General features: G+C 70.8%; 12 protein-coding genes and 1 pseudogene. 3 read left to right on the plus strand and 10 right to left on the minus strand.

Going from position 1 to position 21706, the window contains the following annotated elements:
- Positions 1–13: 13 nt before the first annotated feature.
- The 4 genes from ACFV2X_RS39820 to ACFV2X_RS39835 form a co-directional block, all read right to left on the minus strand.
- On the minus strand, positions 14–718 hold the full coding sequence (locus ACFV2X_RS39820) for a phosphatase PAP2 family protein (protein ID WP_385626186.1): 705 nt from the start codon (positions 716–718) through the stop codon (positions 14–16).
- A 185-nt stretch (positions 719–903) separates the two neighbouring features.
- Complete coding sequence (locus ACFV2X_RS39825) at positions 904–3033, minus strand: PQQ-binding-like beta-propeller repeat protein (protein WP_385626187.1); 2130 nt, start codon at positions 3031–3033, stop codon at positions 904–906.
- Positions 3030–5276: a PQQ-binding-like beta-propeller repeat protein gene (locus tag ACFV2X_RS39830; RefSeq protein WP_385626188.1), complete on the minus strand. Its 2247-nt coding sequence runs from the start codon at positions 5274–5276 to the stop codon at positions 3030–3032. Before ACFV2X_RS39830 ends, ACFV2X_RS39825 begins: the two co-directional genes overlap by 4 nt.
- Positions 5277–5294: 18 nt before the next feature.
- Positions 5295–6119: a hypothetical protein gene (locus ACFV2X_RS39835; RefSeq protein ID WP_385626189.1), complete on the minus strand. Its 825-nt coding sequence runs from the start codon at positions 6117–6119 to the stop codon at positions 5295–5297.
- Positions 6120–6304: 185 nt separating this feature from the next.
- On the opposite strand from ACFV2X_RS39835, the gene ACFV2X_RS39840 reads away from it, so the two are divergent.
- The gene (locus tag ACFV2X_RS39840; protein ID WP_385626190.1) at positions 6305–9304 is read left to right on the plus strand and encodes a BTAD domain-containing putative transcriptional regulator; all 3000 of its coding nucleotides are present in this window, start codon (positions 6305–6307) and stop codon (positions 9302–9304) included.
- Here ACFV2X_RS39840 and ACFV2X_RS39845 read toward each other — a convergent pair.
- The 3 genes from ACFV2X_RS39845 to ACFV2X_RS39855 form a co-directional block, all read right to left on the minus strand.
- Positions 9265–9945 (minus strand): response regulator, encoded by a 681-nt coding sequence (locus ACFV2X_RS39845; protein ID WP_385626191.1) that lies wholly within the window; start codon positions 9943–9945, stop codon positions 9265–9267. The two genes, ACFV2X_RS39840 and ACFV2X_RS39845, sit on opposite strands and share 40 nt — an antisense overlap.
- Entirely contained in the window at positions 9942–11186 is a 1245-nt protein-coding gene (locus ACFV2X_RS39850; protein WP_385626192.1) for a sensor histidine kinase, read from the minus strand. The genes ACFV2X_RS39845 and ACFV2X_RS39850 overlap by 4 nt, the downstream gene beginning before the upstream one ends.
- A gap of 111 nt (positions 11187–11297) precedes the next feature.
- Entirely contained in the window at positions 11298–13553 is a 2256-nt protein-coding gene (locus tag ACFV2X_RS39855) for an MMPL family transporter (RefSeq protein ID WP_385626193.1), read from the minus strand.
- A 171-nt stretch (positions 13554–13724) separates the two neighbouring features.
- Here ACFV2X_RS39855 and ACFV2X_RS39860 point away from each other — a divergent pair, with 171 nt between their 5' ends.
- Positions 13725–14678 (plus strand): TIGR01777 family oxidoreductase, encoded by a 954-nt coding sequence (locus ACFV2X_RS39860; RefSeq protein WP_385626194.1) that lies wholly within the window; start codon positions 13725–13727, stop codon positions 14676–14678.
- A gap of 131 nt (positions 14679–14809) precedes the next feature.
- Here ACFV2X_RS39860 and ACFV2X_RS39865 read toward each other — a convergent pair whose 3' ends face one another.
- Positions 14810–17833, minus strand: a complete 3024-nt coding sequence (locus tag ACFV2X_RS39865) for a family 16 glycoside hydrolase (protein ID WP_385626195.1) — start codon at positions 17831–17833, stop codon at positions 14810–14812.
- A gap of 239 nt (positions 17834–18072) precedes the next feature.
- Positions 18073–18654 carry a TetR/AcrR family transcriptional regulator gene (locus ACFV2X_RS39870; RefSeq protein WP_385626196.1) on the minus strand — a complete coding sequence of 194 codons (582 nt, stop codon included), beginning with the start codon at positions 18652–18654 and terminating at the stop codon, positions 18073–18075.
- A gap of 99 nt (positions 18655–18753) precedes the next feature.
- Here ACFV2X_RS39870 and ACFV2X_RS39875 point away from each other — a divergent pair, with 99 nt between their 5' ends.
- A complete protein-coding gene (locus tag ACFV2X_RS39875; RefSeq protein ID WP_385626197.1) occupies positions 18754–19974 on the plus strand; it encodes an MFS transporter in 1221 nt (406 codons plus the stop codon).
- 93 nt (positions 19975–20067) lie between these two features.
- On the opposite strand, the pseudogene ACFV2X_RS39880 reads toward ACFV2X_RS39875, so the two are convergent.
- Positions 20068–21599, minus strand: a pseudogene (locus tag ACFV2X_RS39880) (MMPL family transporter); the annotation flags it as partial.
- Positions 21600–21706 lie beyond the last annotated feature (107 nt).

Below are 21706 nucleotides of genomic sequence, written 5' to 3' on the forward strand. Positions count from 1 at the left end.
ATATGACATGACGTCAGCGACGCTCCGGCCGACCGGCGTCGGCCATCCGACCGGCCGTCCGACCGGCCATCCGATCGAGGCGCCAGTCAGCCATCCGGTCGACCAGCCACGCGGTCGCCGGTATCACCGCCAGCGCCGTGCACCAGCCGCCGAGGACGTCGGTCGGGTAGTGCGCGCCCAGGGCGACCTGCGCCCAGCCCATCGCGGCGCCGGCGACCAGCGCCGCGGCGAGCACGAGTAATGTGCCGGCCGTCCTGCCGAGGCCGAGCCGGCCGGTCGCGAGCAGCGCCACCACGAGGGCGAGCGCGGTGAGGAAGGCGGTGTGCCCGCTCGGGTAGGACAGGTTCCCGTCGTGGATGGTGCGCCCCACCAGGGACTTGAGCAGCGTCGCCGTCCCCACGGTCATGCCGACGCCGGCAACGACGATCACCGCCGCGCGAGGACGCCGAAGCAGCAGGCAGCCCGTCACGGTGGCCACGACCAGCGTCGCCGCTCCCACGGGCTCCCCCAAGAAGTCCGTGGTCAGAGCGACGTGCCGCCACGGCGGCCCGACACCGTACAGCGCGGTCCCGATCCGCGCGTCCACCGTGCCTGGCTTGCTGTCGTCGGCGTACAGGACCCCGAGCGCGACGACCACCAGCCCGGCGAGGGCCGCGATCAGCCCGAGCCACCCGCGCAGCGATGGTGGCAGCACAGCGGGCGCCGACCGGCCGGTCACAGGCCCACCGCGTCCGCTCGCACACCGTCGCAGACCATCCGGCAGATGCGATGCACCCCTCCCCCTCCCGTCGGGGCCGACGCCATGTCACCCGCCGCCACCGCGATGCCGCACCCCGAGAACCACCCTAACCAACAATGCGGCGCGGCAAACGGCCGTCGGAAATCCACGTGTCAACACTTATGTCAGACCGAGAAGCAGAAGAGCTTGCCGGACCAGCTGGCGAAGACGTGGTCGTCGGTGGGGACCGCCGACCAGGAGCCGGAGCCACCGCTGACGGGGTGGTGCCAGACCTGTTGGCCGGTGCCTGCGTCGTAGCCGTAGAGCCCTTTCTCTCCCGCGAGGAGGAAGAGGTCGCGTACGGCGCCCAGGAACTGCGGCTCGCCGAGGCCGGAGCCTGCCGTCCAGCGCTTCGCCCCGGTCCGGGCGTCGACGGCGTGCAGGACCTGGTCGAGGTAGCAGACGGTGTCACCGGACCGGTCGTAGTCCCGCATCCCCCGAGCCGCGGTCCGCACGCTCCACAGGGTCTTGCCCGTCTTGGGGTCGAAGGCGGCGAGCAGCCCGCCGGTCGCCCCGGCGGCTCCGGTGGCCGGGTAGCAGAACAGGGTCCCCTGGCGCAGCTCCAGGGATCCTTGCCAGCCGAGGATCGCACTGTTCGTCGGCGGGAGACCGGTGGGCTTGCTCCAGAGCGTGTCGCCGTCGGCGGGCTTGAGGGCGAGCAGCCGCATATCGCCGTCGATGGCGTAGAGCACCTCGCCCTCGGACGGCGTACAGAGGGCGACGAGGTCCTTGGACCACAGGCGGTCACCCGTGTCCGACGCGATGGCGGTGTATCCGTTGAGGATCGCGGTCGTGGACGTGTTCGACTCGCGGCCCCAGACGATCAGTTGGTCCGCCCGGGTGGTGCCGACGACCGTGGGTCCGCCCATGTCCGGGGTCTGCCACCGCACCGCACCGGAAGACGGGTCGATGCCTTGGAGGCGCCCGTCGCTTCTGGTCACGAGCAGCGAGCCGTTCGCGAACTCGATCTCCGGCGCGCCGTCCCCGGCCGGGGACGCGGTCCACAGCTCCTTCCCGGAGCGGCTGTCGAACGCGTGGACCTTCCCGTCGGTGCGTACGGTGTAGACGCGCTTGTTGTCGGCGATGGCGTCGGTGTTCTGACCGCTGAGGTCCTGCCACAGGTGCTTGCCGGTGGCCCGGTCGACGCAGACCCCCGAGGTCTCCCCGGCGCACAGCAGGGTGGACGGTGTCACCGCGAGGAGGGACATGCCGGGCTGCGGGAGGTCCGTGGTCCAGGAGAGTTCGGGGGTGGCGGTCGCGTCCCCGTCCCCGTCGCGCGACCGGAGAATCAGCGCGGTACCCGTGGCGGCCGCGGCGACGGCGAGCACCGCGCCGCCGGCCAGCACCCGGCGCCTGCTGAGCAGCGGAGTGCGCACCTCGTCGCGCAGGCTGCGCTGCGCCGCGGTCACCTGCAGTTCGACCGCGCCGAGCCAGCCCGCGGTGGTCGCCGGGCGCAGCCGGTCCTGCAGCTGCGCGACGGTCGGGCGCCGGGCGGGGTCCTTGTCCAGGCAGGCGGCGACGATGCCGAGCAGGGCCTGCGGGACGCCGTCCAGCTCCGGTTCCTCGTGGGCGGCGCGGTAGAGCAGTGCGTGCGCCGCGCCGGTGCCGAAGGGCGGGGCGCCGGTGGCGGCGAAGGCGAGCACGGCGCCGAGCGCGAACACGTCGCCGGCAGGGGTGAGCTCGGCCCCCGTCGACTGTTCGGGCGACATGAAGCCGGGCGACCCGATGATCTGGCCTTCCGCGGTGAGCACGGTCCCGTCGACGGCTCGGCTGATACCGAAGTCGATGACCCTGGGACCGTCGAGCGTGAGCAGGATGTTGGACGGCTTGAGGTCGCGGTGGACCAGTCCGGCGCGGTGGATGGCGGCCAGCGCCTCGGCCAGGCCCGCGCCGAACACGCGCAAGGTGGCCTCGGGCATGGGCCCGTGGGCCCCGATGGCGTCGGTGAGCGAGGGGCCGGGGATGTACGCGGTGGCGAGCCACGGTTGCGGCCCCTCGGGGTCGGCGTCGACGACGGGCGCGGTGAACGCGCCGCCGACCGCGCGGGCGGCGTCCACCTCGGCCTTGAAGTGCCGCCGGAAGCCAGGATCGGCGGCCAGTTCGGGGCGTACGACCTTGACGGCGACGGCACGGCCGCTGCGCGACGCGGCCAGATGGACGCGGCCCATGCCGCCCGCGCCGAGTTCCCGGATCACCCGGTACGGTCCGATGTGTGTGGTGGCGTTGTGTGTGGTGGCGTCGCCCTGCGTGGTCATGGGGTGGGGCTCCGGAAGGCGTAGAGGGTGGTGTCGGACGCGGCGTAGACGGTCGTGCCGGAGGTCTGCACCGACCAGGACTTCTTGCTCTTGGCTTCGGCCCCGGATGCCTGGTGCGCCCACAGCGGTTTGCCGTCGGCGGCGCGCAGCACGATGAAGCCCGGGGTGACGGCGCCGAACAGGGAGAGCGCCACCAGGCACCCGGTGGCGGAGGGGCCCTGGGCGCGTGCGCTCCAGGGGTCGAGGGTCAGCGGACTCGGGGTGTGCCACAGCTGGCCGCCGTGGCGCAGGTCGAGGGCGAAGACGGTGCCCTGGCCGTCCGCGACGTAGCCCCGCTTGCCCTGGACCGTGGTGGGGCTCAGGTTCGTCGTCTCGTTGACGGCGGTCCACAGGTCGCCACCGTCGGCAGTGCTCAACGCGCGCACCTTGACGTGCGTGACCAGCAGCGCGTTGCCGTCGGTGGCCAGTCTCGGGTAGGCGCCGGGCTTGATGACGTCCCGGACCGTCCAGCGGACCTCGCCGGAACGCAGCTCGATTCGGTGGACGTTGCCGTTGTCCTGCAAGAAGCAATCGCGCCCGTCGGCGATGGCCTGGAAGTCGGAGCCGTTCACCGTACGGGACCAGAGCACCGACCCCTCGGCGAGATCCACGGCGCACACGCTGTAGCCCTGATTGCCGCTGGTGCTGATGACGGCGACTGAGCCGGCGACGCTGAGGACGTCCTGGACCTGGTCGGCGTACGACTCCGTGTCCTTCTGCTCGGTGACCGTGTGGGTGAACTTCAGGTCGCCCTTGGCGTCCACACCGAGCAGGTAGCCGCGCTCACCCGCCCAGGCCGTGCCGAACAGCGTCGAGCCCCGGACCGTGAGCCAGTCCGGCCCGCTGGAGGCGTCGGACGGTATGCGGGCCTTGGCCGTCCAGCGTTCCTTTCCGGTCGTGGTGTCGTAGGCGATGGCGGTCTGCTTGTCCCAATGCACCAACGTGGAGCCGAGAAGACGTAGTTGGCCGTTCTCCACCCGCCGCAGCGGGCTCGACCACCGCGGCTCTGGGCCCGCGGGCACCTTGGCCCGCGGCCGGACCGTGGTGCCCGCGCCACCGCCACGGCCCGGGGTGCGGCCGGGCTCCGACCGCCGCCCGGCCACGACCGCGGCGCCCGCGGCCAACGCGGCGGTGCCACCGGCCACGGTGATCCACACGAAGCGGCGGCGGCTCGGCCCGCCCGGGGCCGCCGGGGAAAGCGAGGTCACGGGCATGGGGGGTGCGGCCACCAGCACGGCGGCGTGCGCCTCGCGTGTGGCGAGGTCGTCTCGCAGGCCCGGTGTGAGCAGCGCGGACGGTTCGGCGGGGCCGAGCGCGGCCAGCGCCGCGCCGGTCGGCGGCCTGCGGGTGGGGTCCTTGTCCAGGCAGGCCGCGACCAGCGGACGCAAGCCGTCGGGTACGCCGTCCAGCAGTGGCGGGGCGTGGACGGCCCGGTAGAGGATCTCGGCCGAGTTCCCGGCGCCGAAGGGGCCCCGGCCGGTGGCCGCGAAGACCAGGACACAGCCGAGGGAGAAGACATCGGCCGCCGGTCCGGCTTCGCGGCTCGACACGATCTGCTCGGGGGCCATGAACCCCGGCGTCCCGATCACGGCGTCCGTCCGGGTGACCTGCGTCGCGTCCGCCGCCCGGCTGATGCCGAAGTCGATGACACGGGGCCCGTCTTCTGCCACGAGTACGTTGCCGGGCTTGAGGTCGCGGTGGACGATTCCGGCGGCGTGGATCGCGAGCAGCGCCTCGGCGAGGCCGGTGCCCAGGGCCCGCAGGGCCGGCTCGGTCAGCACGCCGAAGCGGCGTACGACATCGTGCAGGGACGGTGCGGGGATGTACGCGGTGGCCAGCCAGGGCCGCGGGGCGTCGGCATCCGCGTCGAGCACCGGAGGCGTGTAGAACCCGCTGACCTTACGGGCGGCGTCGGCCTCGCGTCGGAAACGCCCGCGGAAGTTCGGCGTCTCGGCGTACTCGGGCCGGATGACCTTCAGGGCGACCAGGCGTGACCCAGGTGACCTGGCCAGGAAGACCCGGCCCATGCCGCCTTCGCCCAGGAGCTGGAAGACCTCGTAGGGGCCGATCCGGCCCGGGCCCTGCGGCTGCGGCTGCGGCTGCGGCTGCGGCTGCGGCTGCGGGACCGTCGTGTGCGGCTCGAAGACTTTCGTGTGCGGCTGCGGAACCGTGGGGTCGCTGCCGCCGTGTGCCGGTGTGTGCACCGTGATCGTGGACGCGGGTCAGCTCAGCGAACCGAGTACGTCGCGCGCGGCGGCTACGACGGCGTCCTCGGCCTGCTGCTGGTTTCTGCCGGAGTCCCCGGTGTCGTAGGTGAGGCTCACAGTGAACTCGGCATTGCCCTCACGGACGATCACCTGGGCCTCCGCCAGGTCGAATGGGTCCTTGTCCACACCATGCACGACGTAGGCGTCCTCGCCGAGCCCGCTGAGCGACCGGGAGTCGGTGATCGTGCGCACCTTCTTCAATGCCTCGAGGGCGCTCTTCTTGTGCACGTCGAACATCCCACTCGCCGACGGGCTGACCGTGAGATTCACCCGCAGGCTCAGCGACCCGCCGCTCGAGCCGAACGGCATGTCCCAGCTCGGCATCCTGGTGATCATCGCTGCCATGGTGGCGTTGTCGAACTGCGACGGCTTGCACTCGGTTCCCGGTGCGATGCGCGCGATGGTGGACGCCTTGATCAGCCGGCATCCTTCGGGCACCTTGGTGAACGACTTCCCCGCCGCCGTCGGCGCCTGCGGCTTGCCGGCGCCGCCCGGGGCGCCGGACTGCTTCCCCTCCGCGGCGCTTTCGCCGTCACCCCCTGACATGGCGATGACCACACCGACGATCGCGGCCACGGCGAGGGCCGCACCGCCGCCGATCAGCCAGGGCCGCGTACGGGCGCCGCCCCGCCGCCCCGAGCCCGGGCCACCGCTGAGCGGCGACGTCGCCGGGACCGGCTGCGACCAGGCCGAAGGCGTGCCCGGCGACTGGGGCGGGACCGGCGACTGGGGCGTGCCTGGCGCCCCCTGCTGGGGGTCCGACTGCGGGGTCTTACTCACGGGGTGGCTCGCTTTCCGTTCTCGCCATCGGGACCGGCGGGGCCCGTCCCGTCGACCGGGCCGGAGCGAAGGCGCACCGGGGCCCGGCACAACTTGCGAAACCCTTTCGCGAGGCGATGCAATGCCGATGAAATCTCGCTGAAGCAGGGGACTTGGGGGGCTGGGACTTGAGGGGCTGCGGGGCCATGGGGGACTTCGAGGTCGGCACGGTTCCGGCGGATTCGGGAGCGGATCCGGCAGAAGCGACGGGAGGGCTGCGGATCGACCTGCTCGGCCCGGTCAGAGCCCGCCGGGGCGGGGCACCGCTCGACATCGGCCCCGTACGACGGCAGGCGGTGCTGGCCGCGCTGATGCTCCGTACGGAGACAGTGGTCACCCACCAGCAACTGCTTGATGACGTATGGGGAACCGAGCCCCCGGGGACGGGCCGCCGGGTGCTGCCGAGCTACGTCTACCCGCTGCGCAGGGCACTGGACGTGCCCGGAGCCCGGCTTGCCGAGTCGTTGATCCGCGGCGAGCACGGCGGCTACCGCTTCGTGCCGGGCGGCGCGCGGACGGACATCGGTCAGCTGGCCGAACAGGCCGTCGGCGCCCGGCGCGCGAAGGCCGCGGGCGAACTCGCCACCGCCCTCGACCACTGCACCCGGGCGCTGCGGCTGTTCCGCGGCGAGCCGCTGCCCGGCCTCCCGGGACCGTTCGCGGACACGGAGCGGCAGCGTCTTGCCCAGCAGCGGCGCGCACTCCGCGAACAGCGGGCGGAGTGCCTGGTGCTCCTCGGCCGCTATACGGATGCCCTGGACGACCTCATGTCCGCGCCCACGGCGGAGCCGTACGACGAACCGCTCGCCGCCCTGCGGATGCGCGCGCTGTACGGCAGCGGCCGCCAGGCCGAGGCGCTCACCGCTTACCAGGAGACACGGGACCGGCTCCGCGCCGAACTGGGAGTGGAGCCCGGTGAGGAACTGCGCCGGGTACACCAGGGCGTCCTGCGCCGGGACGACCTGCTGCTGCTCGGCCAGGCGGTGCGGCAGCGCGCGGCAGCGTCCGCGCCCGCGCAACCCCCGGCGCGGCGCAACGAACTCCCCGGCGACACCGCCTGCCTCGTCGGCCGGGAGGCGGAACTCGCCCTGCTCACCGCGCCCGTGCCCGGCGGGGCCGTGTCGGTGGCGGCCGTGGACGGCACGGCGGGCGTGGGCAAGACCGCGCTGGTGGTCCGCGCCGCCTGGACGCTCCGCGACCAGTACCCGGACGGCTGCCTGTTCGTGGACCTGCACGCGCACAGCGCCGCACACGAGAGCCTCCGCCCGCAGCGGGCACTGCACCGGCTGCTGCGTGCCGTCAAGGGTGCCGACGGCGATCTGCCGGACGACCTGGACGAGTTGGTCACGGCCTGGCGCGCGGCCACCAGCTCCCTGCGACTGCTGCTGGTCGTGGACGACGCCCGCAGCGCGGAGCAGGTGCGCCCCCTGCTGCCCGCCGGTCCGGGCAGCAGGGTGCTGGTGGCCGGCCGGCAGCGGCTGTCCGGACTCGACGCCGACCTGCGGCTCACCGCGGAGCCCCTCGGCACGGGCGAGGCGGTCACGCTGCTCACGCATCTCCTGGGTGAGGCGCGCGCCGAGCGGGAACCAGAGGCCGCGCATGAACTCGCCCGCCGCTGCGGCGGTCTGCCCCTGGCGCTGCGGATCACGGGGGCCCGGCTGCAGAACCGCCCGTCCTGGACGCTGGCCCACCTGGTGGACCGGATGTCGGACGACGCGCGCCGGCTCGGCGAGCTGCGGGCCGACGACCGCAGCGTGGAGGCCGCCTTCCGGATGTCGTACGACCAGCTCGCGCCCGAACTGCGGCGCGCGTTCCGCGCGTTGGGCCTGTCACCGACCGCCGGATTCGACCCGCTCACCCCTGCCGTCATGCTGGGCCGTTCCCGCGACGACGCTGAGGATCTCCTGGAACGCCTGGTCGACGCGAGTCTGCTGCAGCAGCCGCGGCCCGGCCGCTACCGGCTGCACGACCTCGTGCGGGATCACACACGCCGCCTCGCCGCCGCGGCGCCCGAAGAGGCCGCCGCGGACCGTACCGCCGTGCTGCACCTCTACACAGCCGCCGGCCGGATCGCCAGCGACTGGGGTCCCGAGGGCTTTCCGACCGGCCCGGACGTCTCCGGCTCGCCCTTCCCCGGCTGGCCGGACGCCGCCGCATGGCTGGACGCCGCGGGCGGTGAACTGGTCGACGTGGTGGCCTACGCCGCCGCCGGGGAACATGACCTGGCCTGCTGGATCGCCGAGAGCATGGTCGACCACCTGGTCCGCCAGGGCCGCTTCCACGAGTGCCGGGCGGCCCTGCAGATCGCGCTGCGCTGCGCGGACGTAGCCGCCGACCAGAGGATGCCCTCCTCGCTGCGGAACTGCATGGCCATCGCCGACATCTACCAGGGACGCTTCCGAGCGGGGCACGCCTGGAGTACCGACGCGCTGCGCCTCGCCCGCCGCCAGGGCGACCTGCGCGAGCAGGCCCGGGCGATGGCCGGTCTTGGCGCCACGGAGCGGGCGATGGGCCGCACCGCGGAGGCGGTCGCCCACCTCAGCGAGGTGGTGGAGCTCGCGGCCCAGCTCGGCGACGACTGGCTGGCCGGGATGTCGAACTGCAACCTCGGCGCCATCTTCGACCAACAGGGGCGGCACGAGGAGGCGCTCGCGTACTACGCCACCTCCCTTGCCTTCGCCGAGAAGATCGGCCGGCCCAGGATGATCAGCAAGACCCTGGGCTTCGCCGCCGAGGCCCACCTGGCGCTCGGGCGGCACGTGGAGGCCAGGAGCCTGCTGAGACGGGCGGCCGACCTGGCCCGGGAGGTCGCGGATCTGCAACTGCTCGCGGTGAGCCTGTCCCTGCTCGGCGCCGCGGAACACGGTCAGGGAGACCTGCCCCTGGCCGTCGCCCTCCACCACGAGGCGCTGTCCACACTCACCGAGCACACGAGCACACCGCTGGAGGCGGAGGTCCGCCGCCGCCTCGGGAACACCTATGAGGCGGCGGGCCGCGGTGCCGAGGCGCGGCAGCAGTTCCACATCGCCCACGCCCTGACCGGAGCGGGGACCGGGAGTCTGTCCGTGTCCGGGCACACCGGACTCGGGGGCTCTCCCGAAGGCGATCAGAAGCCAGACGACTCGGGACGCACCAAGCCACTCTGATAAGCGATGACGACGAGTTGGGCGCGGTCCCGGGCGCCGAGCTTGGTCAGCGCACGCTGCACGTGGGTGCGCACGGTCAGGACGCTCAGGACGAGTTCTTCGGCGATCTCGTCATTGGACTTGCCCTGAGCCGCCAGCACGGTGACTTCCTGCTCGCGGGGGGTGAGGTCACCAAGGCGTTCCACCGGGGCGAGGGGTGTCCCTGAAGCGGGAGCGGTGAGGAAGCGGGTGATCAGGGCCTGCGTGGCGCCCGGCGACAGGAGGGCCTCACCCGCGGCCACGGTACGGATCCCCGACAGCAGCGCGTCCGTGGTGACGTACTTGCCCAGGAAGCCACTGGCCCCCACACGCAGCGCCTGGGCGACGTACTCCTCGGTCTCGAACATGGTCAGGACCAGCACCCGGGTGCCCGCCAGGTCGGGATCCTCACAGATGGCGGCGGTGGCGGCCAGGCCGTCCGTGCCGGGCATGCGGATGTCCATGAGCACGACGTCGGGCTGCTGGGCGCGGGTGAGCTCCACGGCCTCCTGCCCGTCGGCCGCCTCGCCGACCACCTCCATGTCCTCGCAGGAGTCGATCAGCAGCCGGAACGTGCCCCTCAGCAGGGCCTGGTCGTCGGCGAGCAGGACACGGATGGTCAACGGTCTTCCTCTTGTCGTTCGGCCAGGGCTTCCGCCTGGGTCTGGGGCTCGGGCTGGGGCTCGGGCTGGGGCTGGAGGGGCAGGGCGGTGGCGACTTCGAAGCCGCCCTCGGAGCGGGGCCCGGCGCGCAGGTCGCCGCCGACGGAGTGGGCGCGTTCACGCATGCCCATCAGGCCGTAGCCACCGCCGGGAAGCGACGGCGTGACGGCGGCGCCCTCGTTGGTCACGGTGATGAGCAGGCGTGAGTCCGAATAGACGAGCCGGACACGGGCCGCATGGTCGGACGCGTGTTTCGTGGCGTTGGTCAGGGCTTCCTGGATGATCCGGTACGCCGTCAGGTCCACCCCCGGAGACAGGGGCTGAACCCTTCCCTCGGTGGTGACCGTGACCGTCAGACCGGCCGACTCGCAGCCGGCCACCAGCTCCGGCAGACGCCTCAGACCCGGGGTCGGCTCCAGAGGGTCGGCCTCCGGGTCGCCGGTCTCACGTAGCACGCTCACCGTGGCGCTCAGTTCCAGCAGCGCGGAGGAGGTGGTGCCGACCAGGTCGGTGAGGATCTTCCGGGCCTGTTCCGGTTGAGTGCTGGCAAGGTGGGCGGCGGTGCCGGCCTGGGCGTTGGCGACGGCCATGTGGTGGGCGATGGCGTCGTGGAGCTCGCGGGCGATGCGCATGCGTTCCTCAGCGACGCGCAGCCGGGCCTCCTCCTCGCGGGTACGTTCGGCGTGTGCGGCGCGGGCCTGCACGGACTCCAGGTAGGCGCGCCTGAAGCGGCTCATGCCGCCCAGGGACAGGGCCAGCAGCAGCCACACGACCGTGCCCACGGACCGGAGCATGATGTTGTCCCGGAGCGGGGCGGCGGACAGCGAGGTGGCCACCAGCACGGCCATGGTCGGGTAGCCGTAGATCGCGGTGGTTCGGGAGTCGGTGAGGGCGGCGAGCCAGTAGAGGGTGGCGATGACGGGAGCCAGCAGCAGCGGGCTGGGCAGGTAGCCAAGGCTGGTCATGACGGCGGTGGCCGCCACGGTGACGGCAAGTGCGGCACGCGGGTGGCTGCGGGACTTCAGAACGGCGGCGCCGCAGACGACGGCGAGGATCCGGGCGGGCCACACGTTCTCCGGGGGCGAGGATTCGGAGGTGCTGATCTGGGCTCCGAAGACCGTGAGGGCGCACAGCGCCATTGCCATCACCACGTCCGCGGCCCGGGAGTGGCGCTCCGCGTACCGTTCGAGGTTGCTCGTCATCGTGTTTCTCCGGGTGGGAGTGCTGGGTCCATGCTCGCCGATGGCCGGGAGGGCGGCCGTGTGGGCCGCCCGAGGCCTTGTCCCGGGCGGCCCAGGGGCGGGCGGAGTCGGTCAGACGCGCGCTTCGACCGGCTCGTCCGGGGCCGGGGCCGGGTCCGCGTCCGGGGCCTGGTTCCCGTCCGGCCGGCAGCTGAGTGCCTCCCCCTCCACGTCCACCCGCGGCAGGATCCGGGCCAGCCACTTCGGCAGCCACCAGGCCCTGTCGCCGAGCAGGGCGAGTACGGCGGGCACGATCGCCATACGGACGACGAAGGCGTCGAAGAGTACGGCGATGGCCAGGCCGAACCCGATCATCTTGATCATGAAGCCGTCCTCGGCGATGAATCCGGAGAAGACCGCGATCATGATGAGCGCGGCGGCCACCACCACGCGGGCACTGTGCCGGAACCCGGACACTACGGCCTGCTTGGCCGACTCACGGTGGGTGTACGCCTCCCGCATCCGGGAGACCAGGAAGACCTCGTAGTCCATGGCCAGTCCGAAGACGATGCCCACGAGGAAGATCGGCATCAGGCTCATGATCGGGCCGGTCTGCTCCACGCCGAAGAGGCTTGCGAGGTGGCCTTGCTGGAAGACCAGTACCACCACGCCGAGGGCCGCGAGCACCGAGAGCAGGAAGCCGAGCGCCGCCTTGAGGGGCACGAAGACGGACCGGAAGACCACCATCAGCAGCACGACGGCCAGACCGACGATCGTGATCAGGTACGGGACCAGTGCCGACTGGACCTTGGCCGCGACGTCGATGTTCAGCGCGGTGGTGCCGGTGACCTCGAAGGTCGCGGACGTGTCCGACTCCAGGGCGGGACGTTCGGCGCGGATGGTCTTGACCAGGGTCTTGGTCTTCTCGTCGGTGGGGGCGGTGGCCGGGATGGCCTGGAACACCGCCGTGTCACCTGCCTTGTTGAAGCCGGCCTGCGAGACCGAGACGATCCCCTTCGTGTCGCCGATCTTCTCGCTGATCATCTTCACGGCGGCCTTGGGGTCGGGCACTCCCTTGGCGTCCACAACGATGGTCAGCGGGCCGTTGAAGCCGGGGCCGAAGCCCTTGGCGAGGTCGTCGTAGGCGCGGCGCTCGGTGGTGGCGGTGGACTTGGCCTCGTCACCCGGCATACCCAGTTGCAGGGACGCCATCGGTACGGCGAGGGCACCGAGCCCGAGAACACCGAGAATCAGTACCGGGAGAGGCCGGCGCAGGACGAAACGGGCCCAGCGGGTGCCGAGGTTCTCCTTGCCGCCCTTCTCCGCCTTCTCCGCCTTCTCCGCCGCGACGTCAGTCCTGGATCCCTTGCGCATCCGGCGCCCAAGCACCGCGTTCGGCCAGAACCCGAGGAACGCCGGGACGAACGTCAGCGCAACCAGTACGGCGATCACGACCGCCCCTGCGGCGGCCAGGCCCATCTTCGTCAGCATCGGAATCCCGACCACCGAGAGGCCGGCCAGCGCGATCACCACGGTGACGCCGGCGAAGACGACCGCTGAGCCGGCGGTACCCACAGCCAGACCGGCCGCCTCCTGGGGCGTGTGACCCTTGCCACGCTCCTCGCGGTAGCGGGAGACGACGAACAGCGCGTAGTCGATGCCGACCGCCAGACCCAGCATCATCCCCAGGGTGCTGGTGTCCGAGGACAGACCGAGCGGGTGGGCCAGCATCATGATCCCGAACAGGCTCACGGCGACACCGACGATCGCGGTCAGCAGCGGCAGCCCGGCCGCGGCCGGCGAACCGAAGGTGATCAGCAGCACGACGGCCGCCACCGAGATGCCGACGATCTCGGCGACCCCGCTGACACCACCGCCGGCATCCATCGCGGAGCCGCCGGTCTCGACGGTCAGCCCCGCCTCACGCGCGTGGTCGGCGGCCTCGCTCACCGCCGTACGGCTGGCGTCGGTGACCTTGTCCTGCGCCATCTTGTAGGTGACGGTCGCGTACGCCGTCGAACCGTCCTTGCTGACGGCGTGCGACTCGAAGGGATCCGCGACACTGGCCACCTGCGAGCCCTTGCCCAGGGAATCCACCGTCTCCTCGATGGCCTTCCTGTTGTCGGTCGCGGTCACCTTCTGCCCATCGGGGGCGACGAAGACGACCGTGGCGCCGGCGCCGTCGGCACTCGCTCCGGGGAAGCGCTGCCGCATGAGATCGTAGGCCTTCTGGGACTCGATCCCCGGCATCGAGGAGTCATCGCTGGAGGCCCCCGACGCCTGCACACCACCCAGACCCACGGCGGCCACGATGGCCAACCACATCAGGGCGACGTAGCCTCGTCGCCGGAAGGCCGTACGGCCCAGTCGATAGAGAAAAGTTGCCATGTCAGGCCACTCCAGATCCGTTCCTCGATTGCCCACCCAGCCTCGCCCGGGAGGGCGTGTCCCGTCGTCGTGCGGCTACTGGCACTGCGGGCTACTGAAGTCACTGGACCAGCTACTGAAATCGCAGTAGGAACCGGTGCTCTCGGCGCACCGCGGGAGGGGAGAAGCACCGTGAAGATTGTGATACCCGGAGGCACCGGTCAGGTGGGCGGCATACTCAACCGCACGCTGACCGCCGCGGGCCACGAGGTCGTGGTGCTCACCAGACGGCCGACGCAGGACAGTGAACTCCGGTGGGACGGCAGAACTCTCGGCCCCTGGGCGGAGACGATCGACGGCAGCGATGTCGTGATCAACCTGGCCGGCCGCAGCGTCAGCTGCCGCTACACCGAGCAGAACCTCCGGGTCATGATGGACTCGCGCGTGGACTCCGCGCGCGTCGTGGGCGAGGCGATCGCGGCCGCCCGACGGCCTCCCCAGGTCTGGCTCCAGATGAGCACCGCCACCATCTACGCCCACCGCTTCGACGCACCTCACGACGAGGCGACCGGAGTGATCGGCGGCGGCGAACCCGATGTCCCCCGCTACTGGGATTTCAGCGTCGAGATCGCGAAGAACTGGGAGCGGGAGCAGCAACGGGCCCAGACACCGCGCACCCGCAAGGTGGCCCTGCGCTCGGCGATGGTGATGAGCCCCGACCGCGGTGGTGTATTCGACTACCTGCTGTGGCTGGCGCGGCTCGGCCTCGGCGGGCCGGTCGCGGGCGGCGACCAGTACATGTCCTGGATCCACGACCATGACTTCGTCCGCGCGACGACGTTCCTCATCGATCGGAACGACATCACCGGACCAATCAATCTCGCGGCCCCCGCTCCCCTCCCCCAGCGGGCGTTCATGCACGCGCTACGAAAGGCGTGGGGCGCACCGGTGGGCCTGCCGACCACGAAATGGATGGCCGAGATCGGCGCCTTCGTCCTGCGATCCGACACCGAACTCCTGCTCAAGAGCCGCCGCGTCGTGCCGGGCCGGCTACTTGAAACCGGCTTCACATTCGACCACACCCATTGGCCACAGGCCGCGGATGAACTCGTGCGGCGGGTACGCCACGAGCGGCGCCGCACCTGAGCGGTCCGGGTTTGAGGCAGCGTGCGGGTCATTCCGACACGATCATGGGCCCAGTTGTCCCGGGTCCGACGAAGCCGTGTGTTCTCACGCACGGTGGGTTCACCGGCCCGGGACAGTTCTCTTCGTGGCTGTCAGTCCAGCGGTTCGATCCAGAGGTTCCTGAAACGGACCTTGTTGCCGTGGTCCTGGAGCCGGATCGCGCCCGCCGCCGCCGATTCGGCGTCGCCGGCGGCGGTCGGGCCGTCCACGGCCACGTTGTCGTGGACCTTCTTGCCGTTCCACACCACGGTGATCCTGGCGTCATCGGTCTTCCGGCCCTCGGTGTCGAAACGGGCCGCGCGGAAATCGATGTCGTACGTCTGCCAGGTTTCCGGTGGGGTGGCGGCGTTCAGGTCGGCGGCCTTTTTGTTGTAAATGGCCGCGGCCTCGTTCGGGGCGAGTTCCTCCACTCCGAACGAGTCCAGGATCTGGATCTCGTACCGCTCCTGGAGGTAGATGCCGCTGTTCCCGCGGTCCTGCCCGGTGACGTCGTCCGGCAGCTTCGGCACCCGGAATTCGGCGTGCAGCCTGAAGTCACCGAAAGCCTCTTTGGTGCGGATGTCGCCGCAGCACACCTCGATGGAGTCCTCGGCGGTGTGCGGCCATTCGACGCCGCGTCCGTCGGTGTGCTGCCAGGCGGTGGAGACGCTGCCGCCGGAGAACAGGTCGATCCGGCTGCCGGGTCTGCGCACCTCGATCATGTCGAGGTTGACGTGGCCGGTGTCCCCGGGCCGATAGGTATAGGCGATGGTGTTGCGGCCCTTGCGCAGGGAGAGCCGCTCGGTCTTGGTGGACCAGCGGTTCCAGGCGCCGGTGAAGGGGAGGCTGGTCTGCTGCGCCTGCGCGCCGTTGACGGTGATGCCCAGGGTCTTGGTGCCGGTGAAGGGGTGGGGGCCGTTGGCGTAGCGCAGTCCCACGTCGTAGCTGCCCTTCGCGGGTGCGTCGACCTCGAAGGTGGCCGTGGCGCCCGGGGTGCCGAAGCCGTCGACGAAGCCGCCGCCGGTGTAGCCGGCGTGCTCGGTGTCGATGTCGGCTCCGCCCGCCAGGCGTGCCGATTCCGCGTCGTACGAGGTGACGGGCTGCTCGGGGCCGGGGCGTGCGTTCAGCGTGTACCAGGCCTCGGTGGACCAGAGTTGCTCACCGGTGTCCGAGGCGAAGGGGCGCGGTGAGCGTACGTGCACCACCCGGTCGGTCTTGAGGCCGGGGATGGTGAGCCGGACCGTGCGACGGTCGGCGGACAGTCGGGCGGCTGCGACGGGGAGGGCCTCTTCGTCGACCTTGGGGCCGCCGTACGCCGGGGTGGGGACGTAGCGCCACTGCTCGACGGAGTAGGCGCCGTCCGTCAGCTTGGCGGCGGTCTCGGCCGACAGGGGCTTGGTATAGGTGAGTTCGAAGCCGTCGCGGGTGGCGCGCATGGTCTTGATGTCGAAGGCGGTCGTGCCGTTCGGCGTGAGTTTTTGCAGGCCGAAGCGGAGTTTTCCTTCTTGGCCCCAGTTTCCGTCGGCGCCGAGACCGCCGGCGTAGATCGCACCGTCCGGTCCGGTGCTGATTCGGGTGATGCCGGCCTCCAGGCCCTGGGTGTGCCGGAACACCGCGCCCTGGTATTCGCCGTCTATCTTCTCCAGGTCGGCGCGCTGGATACCGCCGTAGGTGACGTCGCCGAAGAGCATTTGCCCGGCGAAGGGTCCCTTCTTCAACAGCATCGGCGTGCTGGGCGAGTTGGCTATCTCGTTCTGCGGCAGCCAGAGCGCGGGCTTGGTGACTTGGCGGTCGTCGAACGGGCCGTCCGGGTTGGTGTAGTGGTTGAAGAAGCGGTCCTGCTTGACGTGGAGCAGTTTGGAGGCGGGCAGCCAGCCGCCCTGATTGTCGGTGACGAAGAGGTCGCCCTGGGGGCCCCGTCCGATTCCGTTCGGTGTACGGAGGCCACCGGCCAGGTAACTCACCTTGCCGGTCTTCTTGTTCACCTTGATGGTGGTGCCGCGGTTCGCGGCGGGCTGCGGATCGGTGGTCGCGCCGCCGTAGTTGATGGCCACCGAGAGGTTCAGATAGAAGTTCCCGTTCTCGTAGAGCAGTCCAAAGGCGAACTCGTGGAAGTTCGCTCCGTACGGCCAGTCGGCGACCTTGCGGATCTCGTCCGCGGTGTTGTCGCCCTCGATGTCGGACAACTCCGTGAGCTGGTGCTTCTCCGAGACGTAGAGCTTTCCGTCGACGTACTTGATCCCCATCGGCTCCTTCAGGCCGCCGGCGATCTTCTTGTACGTGACCTTGTCCGGGCCGGTGTCACCCGTGACGTGGTCGAGGACGTACACCTCTCCCTCCGTCTTGGTACTGCCGCCCCACGTCGTCACGGCGAGCTTGCCGCCCGGCAGCCAGTCCATCGCGGAGACCTGCGGCTCGAAGCCCTCGGGACGCAGATCGGTGAGCGTGTAACCGGGGTTGACCGAGGTCAACGGGAGGCCGTCGCCGGGGGTGTCATAGTTGCCCTCGCACTCCTTGCGGCCGGGGGCGGTGACCCGGACGACGCCGGCGTCGGTGCTGAGCACGGAGTTCGGGACGAGGGAGAAGTCGTCGGCGCCCGGCGGCTTCCACTGGAGGGTGACCTGCTGCTCGCCACCGCGGTCGAAGTGGTCGATGCGCAGGGCGTGGTAGCCGGGTGCGAGGGCGATCTCGCCGTCCTTGGGCTCGGCACCGTGCAGTCCGTCGTGGTCGACGACCTTCTTGTCGCCGATGAGCAGCCGGGAGCCGTCGTCGCTGATCAGGCGGAACGTGTACGTGCCGTCGGTGGGGACGTTGATGTTGCCGATGATCTGCGACACGAAGTTGTCGGTGAAACCGAAGCCCTCGGTGGAGGACCAGTCGACGTTGGGGATCAGCTTGTCGACGTTGGGGGTCTGGGCCGGCTTGAGGTCGCAGAGCTTGCTCAGCGGGGACTGGACGTCGAAGACGCGGAGGGTGACGCCAGGTTCCTGGGGCGGCAGGTCACCGAAGGGCTTGTCGTCCGCTTCGGCGGCCGGTGTCGCGAGACCGCCGGTGAGAAGGGCCGCGAGGAGCAGGCCGGCGAATCTTCGTGGCCCACGGCGATGGCTACGGGGGCTCAGGTACTTGCGTGGCGTCACTCTTCCTCCTGCTGGGCGCTAGGCGGAGCGACCGACGGCGGACCGCGGTCATGGAGTGGAGTTCGTCCACGTACGGGTGGTGCAGCGGCATTCCGCCGTGATGCACGCAGACGTCCGTACGAAATCGACGCCCAGCGTACGAACAACACCCCGAACCGTCCATACTTTGTCCTCAACAAGTCGAAAGTCCCCGTCCTTCGCCGTGCCCGATCCCTGCCGGACGAGGGAAGGCGAAGCGATCAGAGCTGTTCGTCGGGGAGGGCAGGCGCGGCGTTGACGACGGCGTGCACGACTCCGGCGACAAGTTGCCGGTTGAGGCGGGCGGCGTCGAAGCGGCGGTGCATGGGCCAGCCCTCGATCAGGGCATCGAGGGCCCGGGCCACTCCGGGAGTGAAGTGCAGGGCGAGACTTTCCCGGCTGCGTGCGAGCCAGGAGCGGGTGGTCGCGGCTACCGCGGTGTTGTGGTTGGCATAGGCGTACATCTCGAAGATGAGCGTCATGTCGCGGTCAGTGGCGTAGGCCGGCCCGCAGATCAGCTCGACCACGGCTGCCTCCGCCTCGGCGGTCGACCCGGCGCGGTGCACGGTGCGGCGGTAGAGCTGGGACATCGTGTCGGCGAGGCGGGCGAACGCCAGCGCCAGCAGATCGTCCATGCCGTCGAAGTAGTACGTCAGCGAGCCCAGCGGGACGCCGGCCCGTGAAGCGATCTTGCGATGGGTCGTCCTGTGAACGCCGCCCTCCGCGATGACGTCGAGAGCGGCGTCGAGAATCCGGTCCTTGCGTCCGGGATCGTTCGGGATCTCACGCCGTGTGCCGCTCACGCCCCCAATGTGTCACACGGCGACCCCGCCCGAAGTGTGTACGATCGTACAGACTCCTTCGGACTCCTGTGTTCGGTCATCTCCTGTGAGGCATTCCCTGTGACTGTCAGCCCCGGCCGGCGCCGGACCGCCGTGTTCGCCCTGTTCTTCCTGCCCGGCCTGGCCATGGCCTCCTGGGTGACCCGCACCCCCGACGTACGCGACCTGCTCGGAGCCTCCACCGGACGCATGGGCCTGGTCCTGTTCGGGCTCTCGGTCGGGTCCATGGCGGGCATCCTGTGCTCGGGACCGCTCGTCGCCCGCTGGGGCGCCCGGCCCCTCATCGCGGCCGGAACACTGGCGACCGCCGCGGGGTCCGGCGTCATCGGCCTGGGCGCCGCGGCGGGCGCGGACACGGTCGTGGCCCTCGGGCTCGGACTCATCGGCCTCGGGATGGGCGGCGGCGAGGTGGCCCTCAACATCGAAGGGGCGGAGGTGGAACGGCTGCTCGGCCGCTCCACCCTCCCCGCGATGCACGGCTTCTACAGTCTCGGCACGGTGGTCGGCGCGGCCGGCGGCATGATTCTGACCGCCGTCTCGTTCCCCGTCCTGTGGCATCTCGCCATCGTCACCGCCGTGGTGCTGGCCGTACTGGTGCCGACCATCCGATACGTCCCCGCCGGAGTGGGCCGGCGAACCGACAACAACAGCGGCACGCACACGCAGGTCTCCGCGCACCCCGCGGTGTGGAAGGAACCGAGACTGCTGCTCATCGGCGGCATCATCCTCGCCCTTGCCATGGCCGAGGGAACAGCGAACGACTGGCTGCCGCTGGTCATGGTCGACGGCCATGACTTCGACCCCGCGCTCGGATCGGCCGTGTACGCGGTCTTCGCGGCCTCGATGACCGTCGGCCGCTTCGCCGGCGGCCGGTTCGTCGACCGCTACGGACGCGCGACCGCCCTGTGCGCCAGCGCGATCATCGGAGCCGTCGGCATCGCACTCGTGATCCTCGTCGACAACCAGGCCATCGCGGCGACAGCCGCCATCCTGTGGGGCATCGGCGCGTCCTTGGGCTTCCCCGTCGCGCTCTCCGCGGCCGGCGACTCCGGCGAGAACTCCGCCGCAAGGGTCTCCCTCGCCGCCACCCTCGGCTATGTCGCCTTCCTCGTGGGACCGCCCTCACTCGGCCAACTCGGCGAGCACTTCGGACTCCGCAACGCACTGTTCCTGGTCCTGATACTCGTGGTGGCCGCATCCTTCGCCACGCCCGCCGCCCGCACACCCCACCCCGCGGGCACTACGCGTGCCGATACATCATCCACGCGGGTGAGAGCTTGATCAGAGAACTTCGGGCATCCGGCAGTAAGGACGGTAGCGCCGCGGCGGCGCCGGATACGTCCACCCGGACACCGCCCCGGACAGCACGCCTGGTCAGACCCTGCTCGAGTTCTCCATGTGTGTCGGAGCCACTGCTGCGGGTCCAGGTGCGGACGTCGGCTCGGGGCCGCTTTCGCTGAGGCCGTACCGCATGTGGATTCTGCGCAGGAAGCCTGGCGCGTACCAGGCCGTCTTCCCGAGCAGACGCATCGCGGCGGGGACGAGGATGCCGCAAACGGCGATGGCGTCGAGGAGCACGGCCAGTCCGCTGCCGAGGCCGAACATCTGCATAAAGCTGAGCTTGGCGGTGCCGAAGGCGAAGAAGCTCACCGCGAGCAGGCAGGCAGCCGCGCTGACGATGCGCCCGGTGTGGCCGAGGCCGTTGACCACGGCGGTCTCGTTGCCGGCTCCGTGGTCGTGGAGTTCCTTGATCCTGCTGGTGACGAAGACCTCGTAGTCCATCGAGAGGCCGAAGGCGATGCAGAACATCAGCACGGTCATCGTCATCTCCATCGGCTGCGCGGTGAAGCCCAGCGGTGAGGAGAGGTTGCCGTCCTGGAAGATCCAGGTCATGACGCCGAGGGTGGCTGCCAGGCTGATCAGGTTGAGGGCCAGTGCGCGCAGCGGCTGCACGATGCTGCCGGTGAACAGGAAGAGCAGCAGGAAGGTGGTGAGGACGATCAGGGCCACGGCCAGGGGGAGCTTGTCGGCGATGGATTCCTTGGCGCCGACGAGTACCGCGTCATTCCCCCCGACCAGAGGGTGGGTCCCAGGGGCGGGGTGACCGAGCGCACCTGCTTGACCAGGCTCTCGGCCGCCTCCGACTTCGGTGTCAGGCTGCTCACCACGCTGATCCGCTGTGCGTCGGGCCGGCCGAGGGCGGAGTTGGCCGGGCCGGTCGCCGCGGACTGTCCCTTGGTGTAGGTTCCCGTGCTGGTCTCGACACGCTCGACGCCCTCGAGCGCGGACAGTTGGCCCGCGTACGACGCCAACGGGGCTTTGTCCACGGACTGGCCGATGGCGATGTGGAGGGCCGAGTCCTCACTGCCGCTGAACTTCTCTCGCAGTACCTGCGAGACCTGGCGGCTCCCGGCGTCCTTGGGCAGCACGCGTTCGTCCGGCGTGCCGAAGGTGATGTTCAGCAGCGGGCTCGCCGCGAACAGCAGCACGGCGAGGACGGGCAGTGCTGTGAGCACGGGCCGCCGCATGACGGTACGCGCCAGCCGTCCCCACAGGGGTTCCCGGGCGTCGGAGCGCTGCGACTTCGCCCACGGCAGCCGCCCGCTGTTGACCCGGTGCCCCAGAACCTTCAGCAGGGCAGGCATCACGAACAGGGTGCTCAGCGCGGCGATGGCGACGACACCGACTCCGGTGAAGCCCATCGAGCGCAGGAAGTAGTGCGGGAACACCAGGAGCGCCGCCAGGGCTGCCGCGACTGTCGCGGCGGAGAAGGCGACGGTGCGGCCCGCGGTGTGCACCGTCCGCCGGACGGCGTCGTCCACGCTCACCCCGGCCGCGAGCTGCTCCCGGAAGCGGCTGACCATCAGCAGGGCGTAGTCGATGCCCAGTCCGAGGCCCAGTGCGGTGGCGCACCTGGACACCCGGCTGTCGTGTGCGGACGGGTTGCCTGGGGGTGGCGCACCCCGGATGAGACCGTCCTGGCTGGCCTTCGGCGCAGCGCACATGCTCGACC

This window comes from Streptomyces sp. NPDC059679, from assembly GCF_042734105.1.
Classification (GTDB): Bacteria; Actinomycetota; Actinomycetes; order Streptomycetales; family Streptomycetaceae; genus Streptomyces.

Bases quoted from the DNA above. Each gene is read 5' to 3' on its own strand.
- ACFV2X_RS39850 (WP_385626192.1), bottom strand. From the start codon at position 11,186: ATGACGAGCAACCTCGAACGGTACGCGGAGCGCCACTCCCGGGCCGCG.
- ACFV2X_RS39840 (WP_385626190.1), top strand. From the start codon at position 6,305: ATGGGGGACTTCGAGGTCGGCACGGTTCCGGCGGATTCGGGAGCGGAT.
- ACFV2X_RS39855 (WP_385626193.1), bottom strand. From the start codon at position 13,553: ATGGCAACTTTTCTCTATCGACTGGGCCGTACGGCCTTCCGGCGACGA.
- ACFV2X_RS39825 (WP_385626187.1), bottom strand. From the start codon at position 3,033: ATGACCACGCAGGGCGACGCCACCACACACAACGCCACCACACACATC.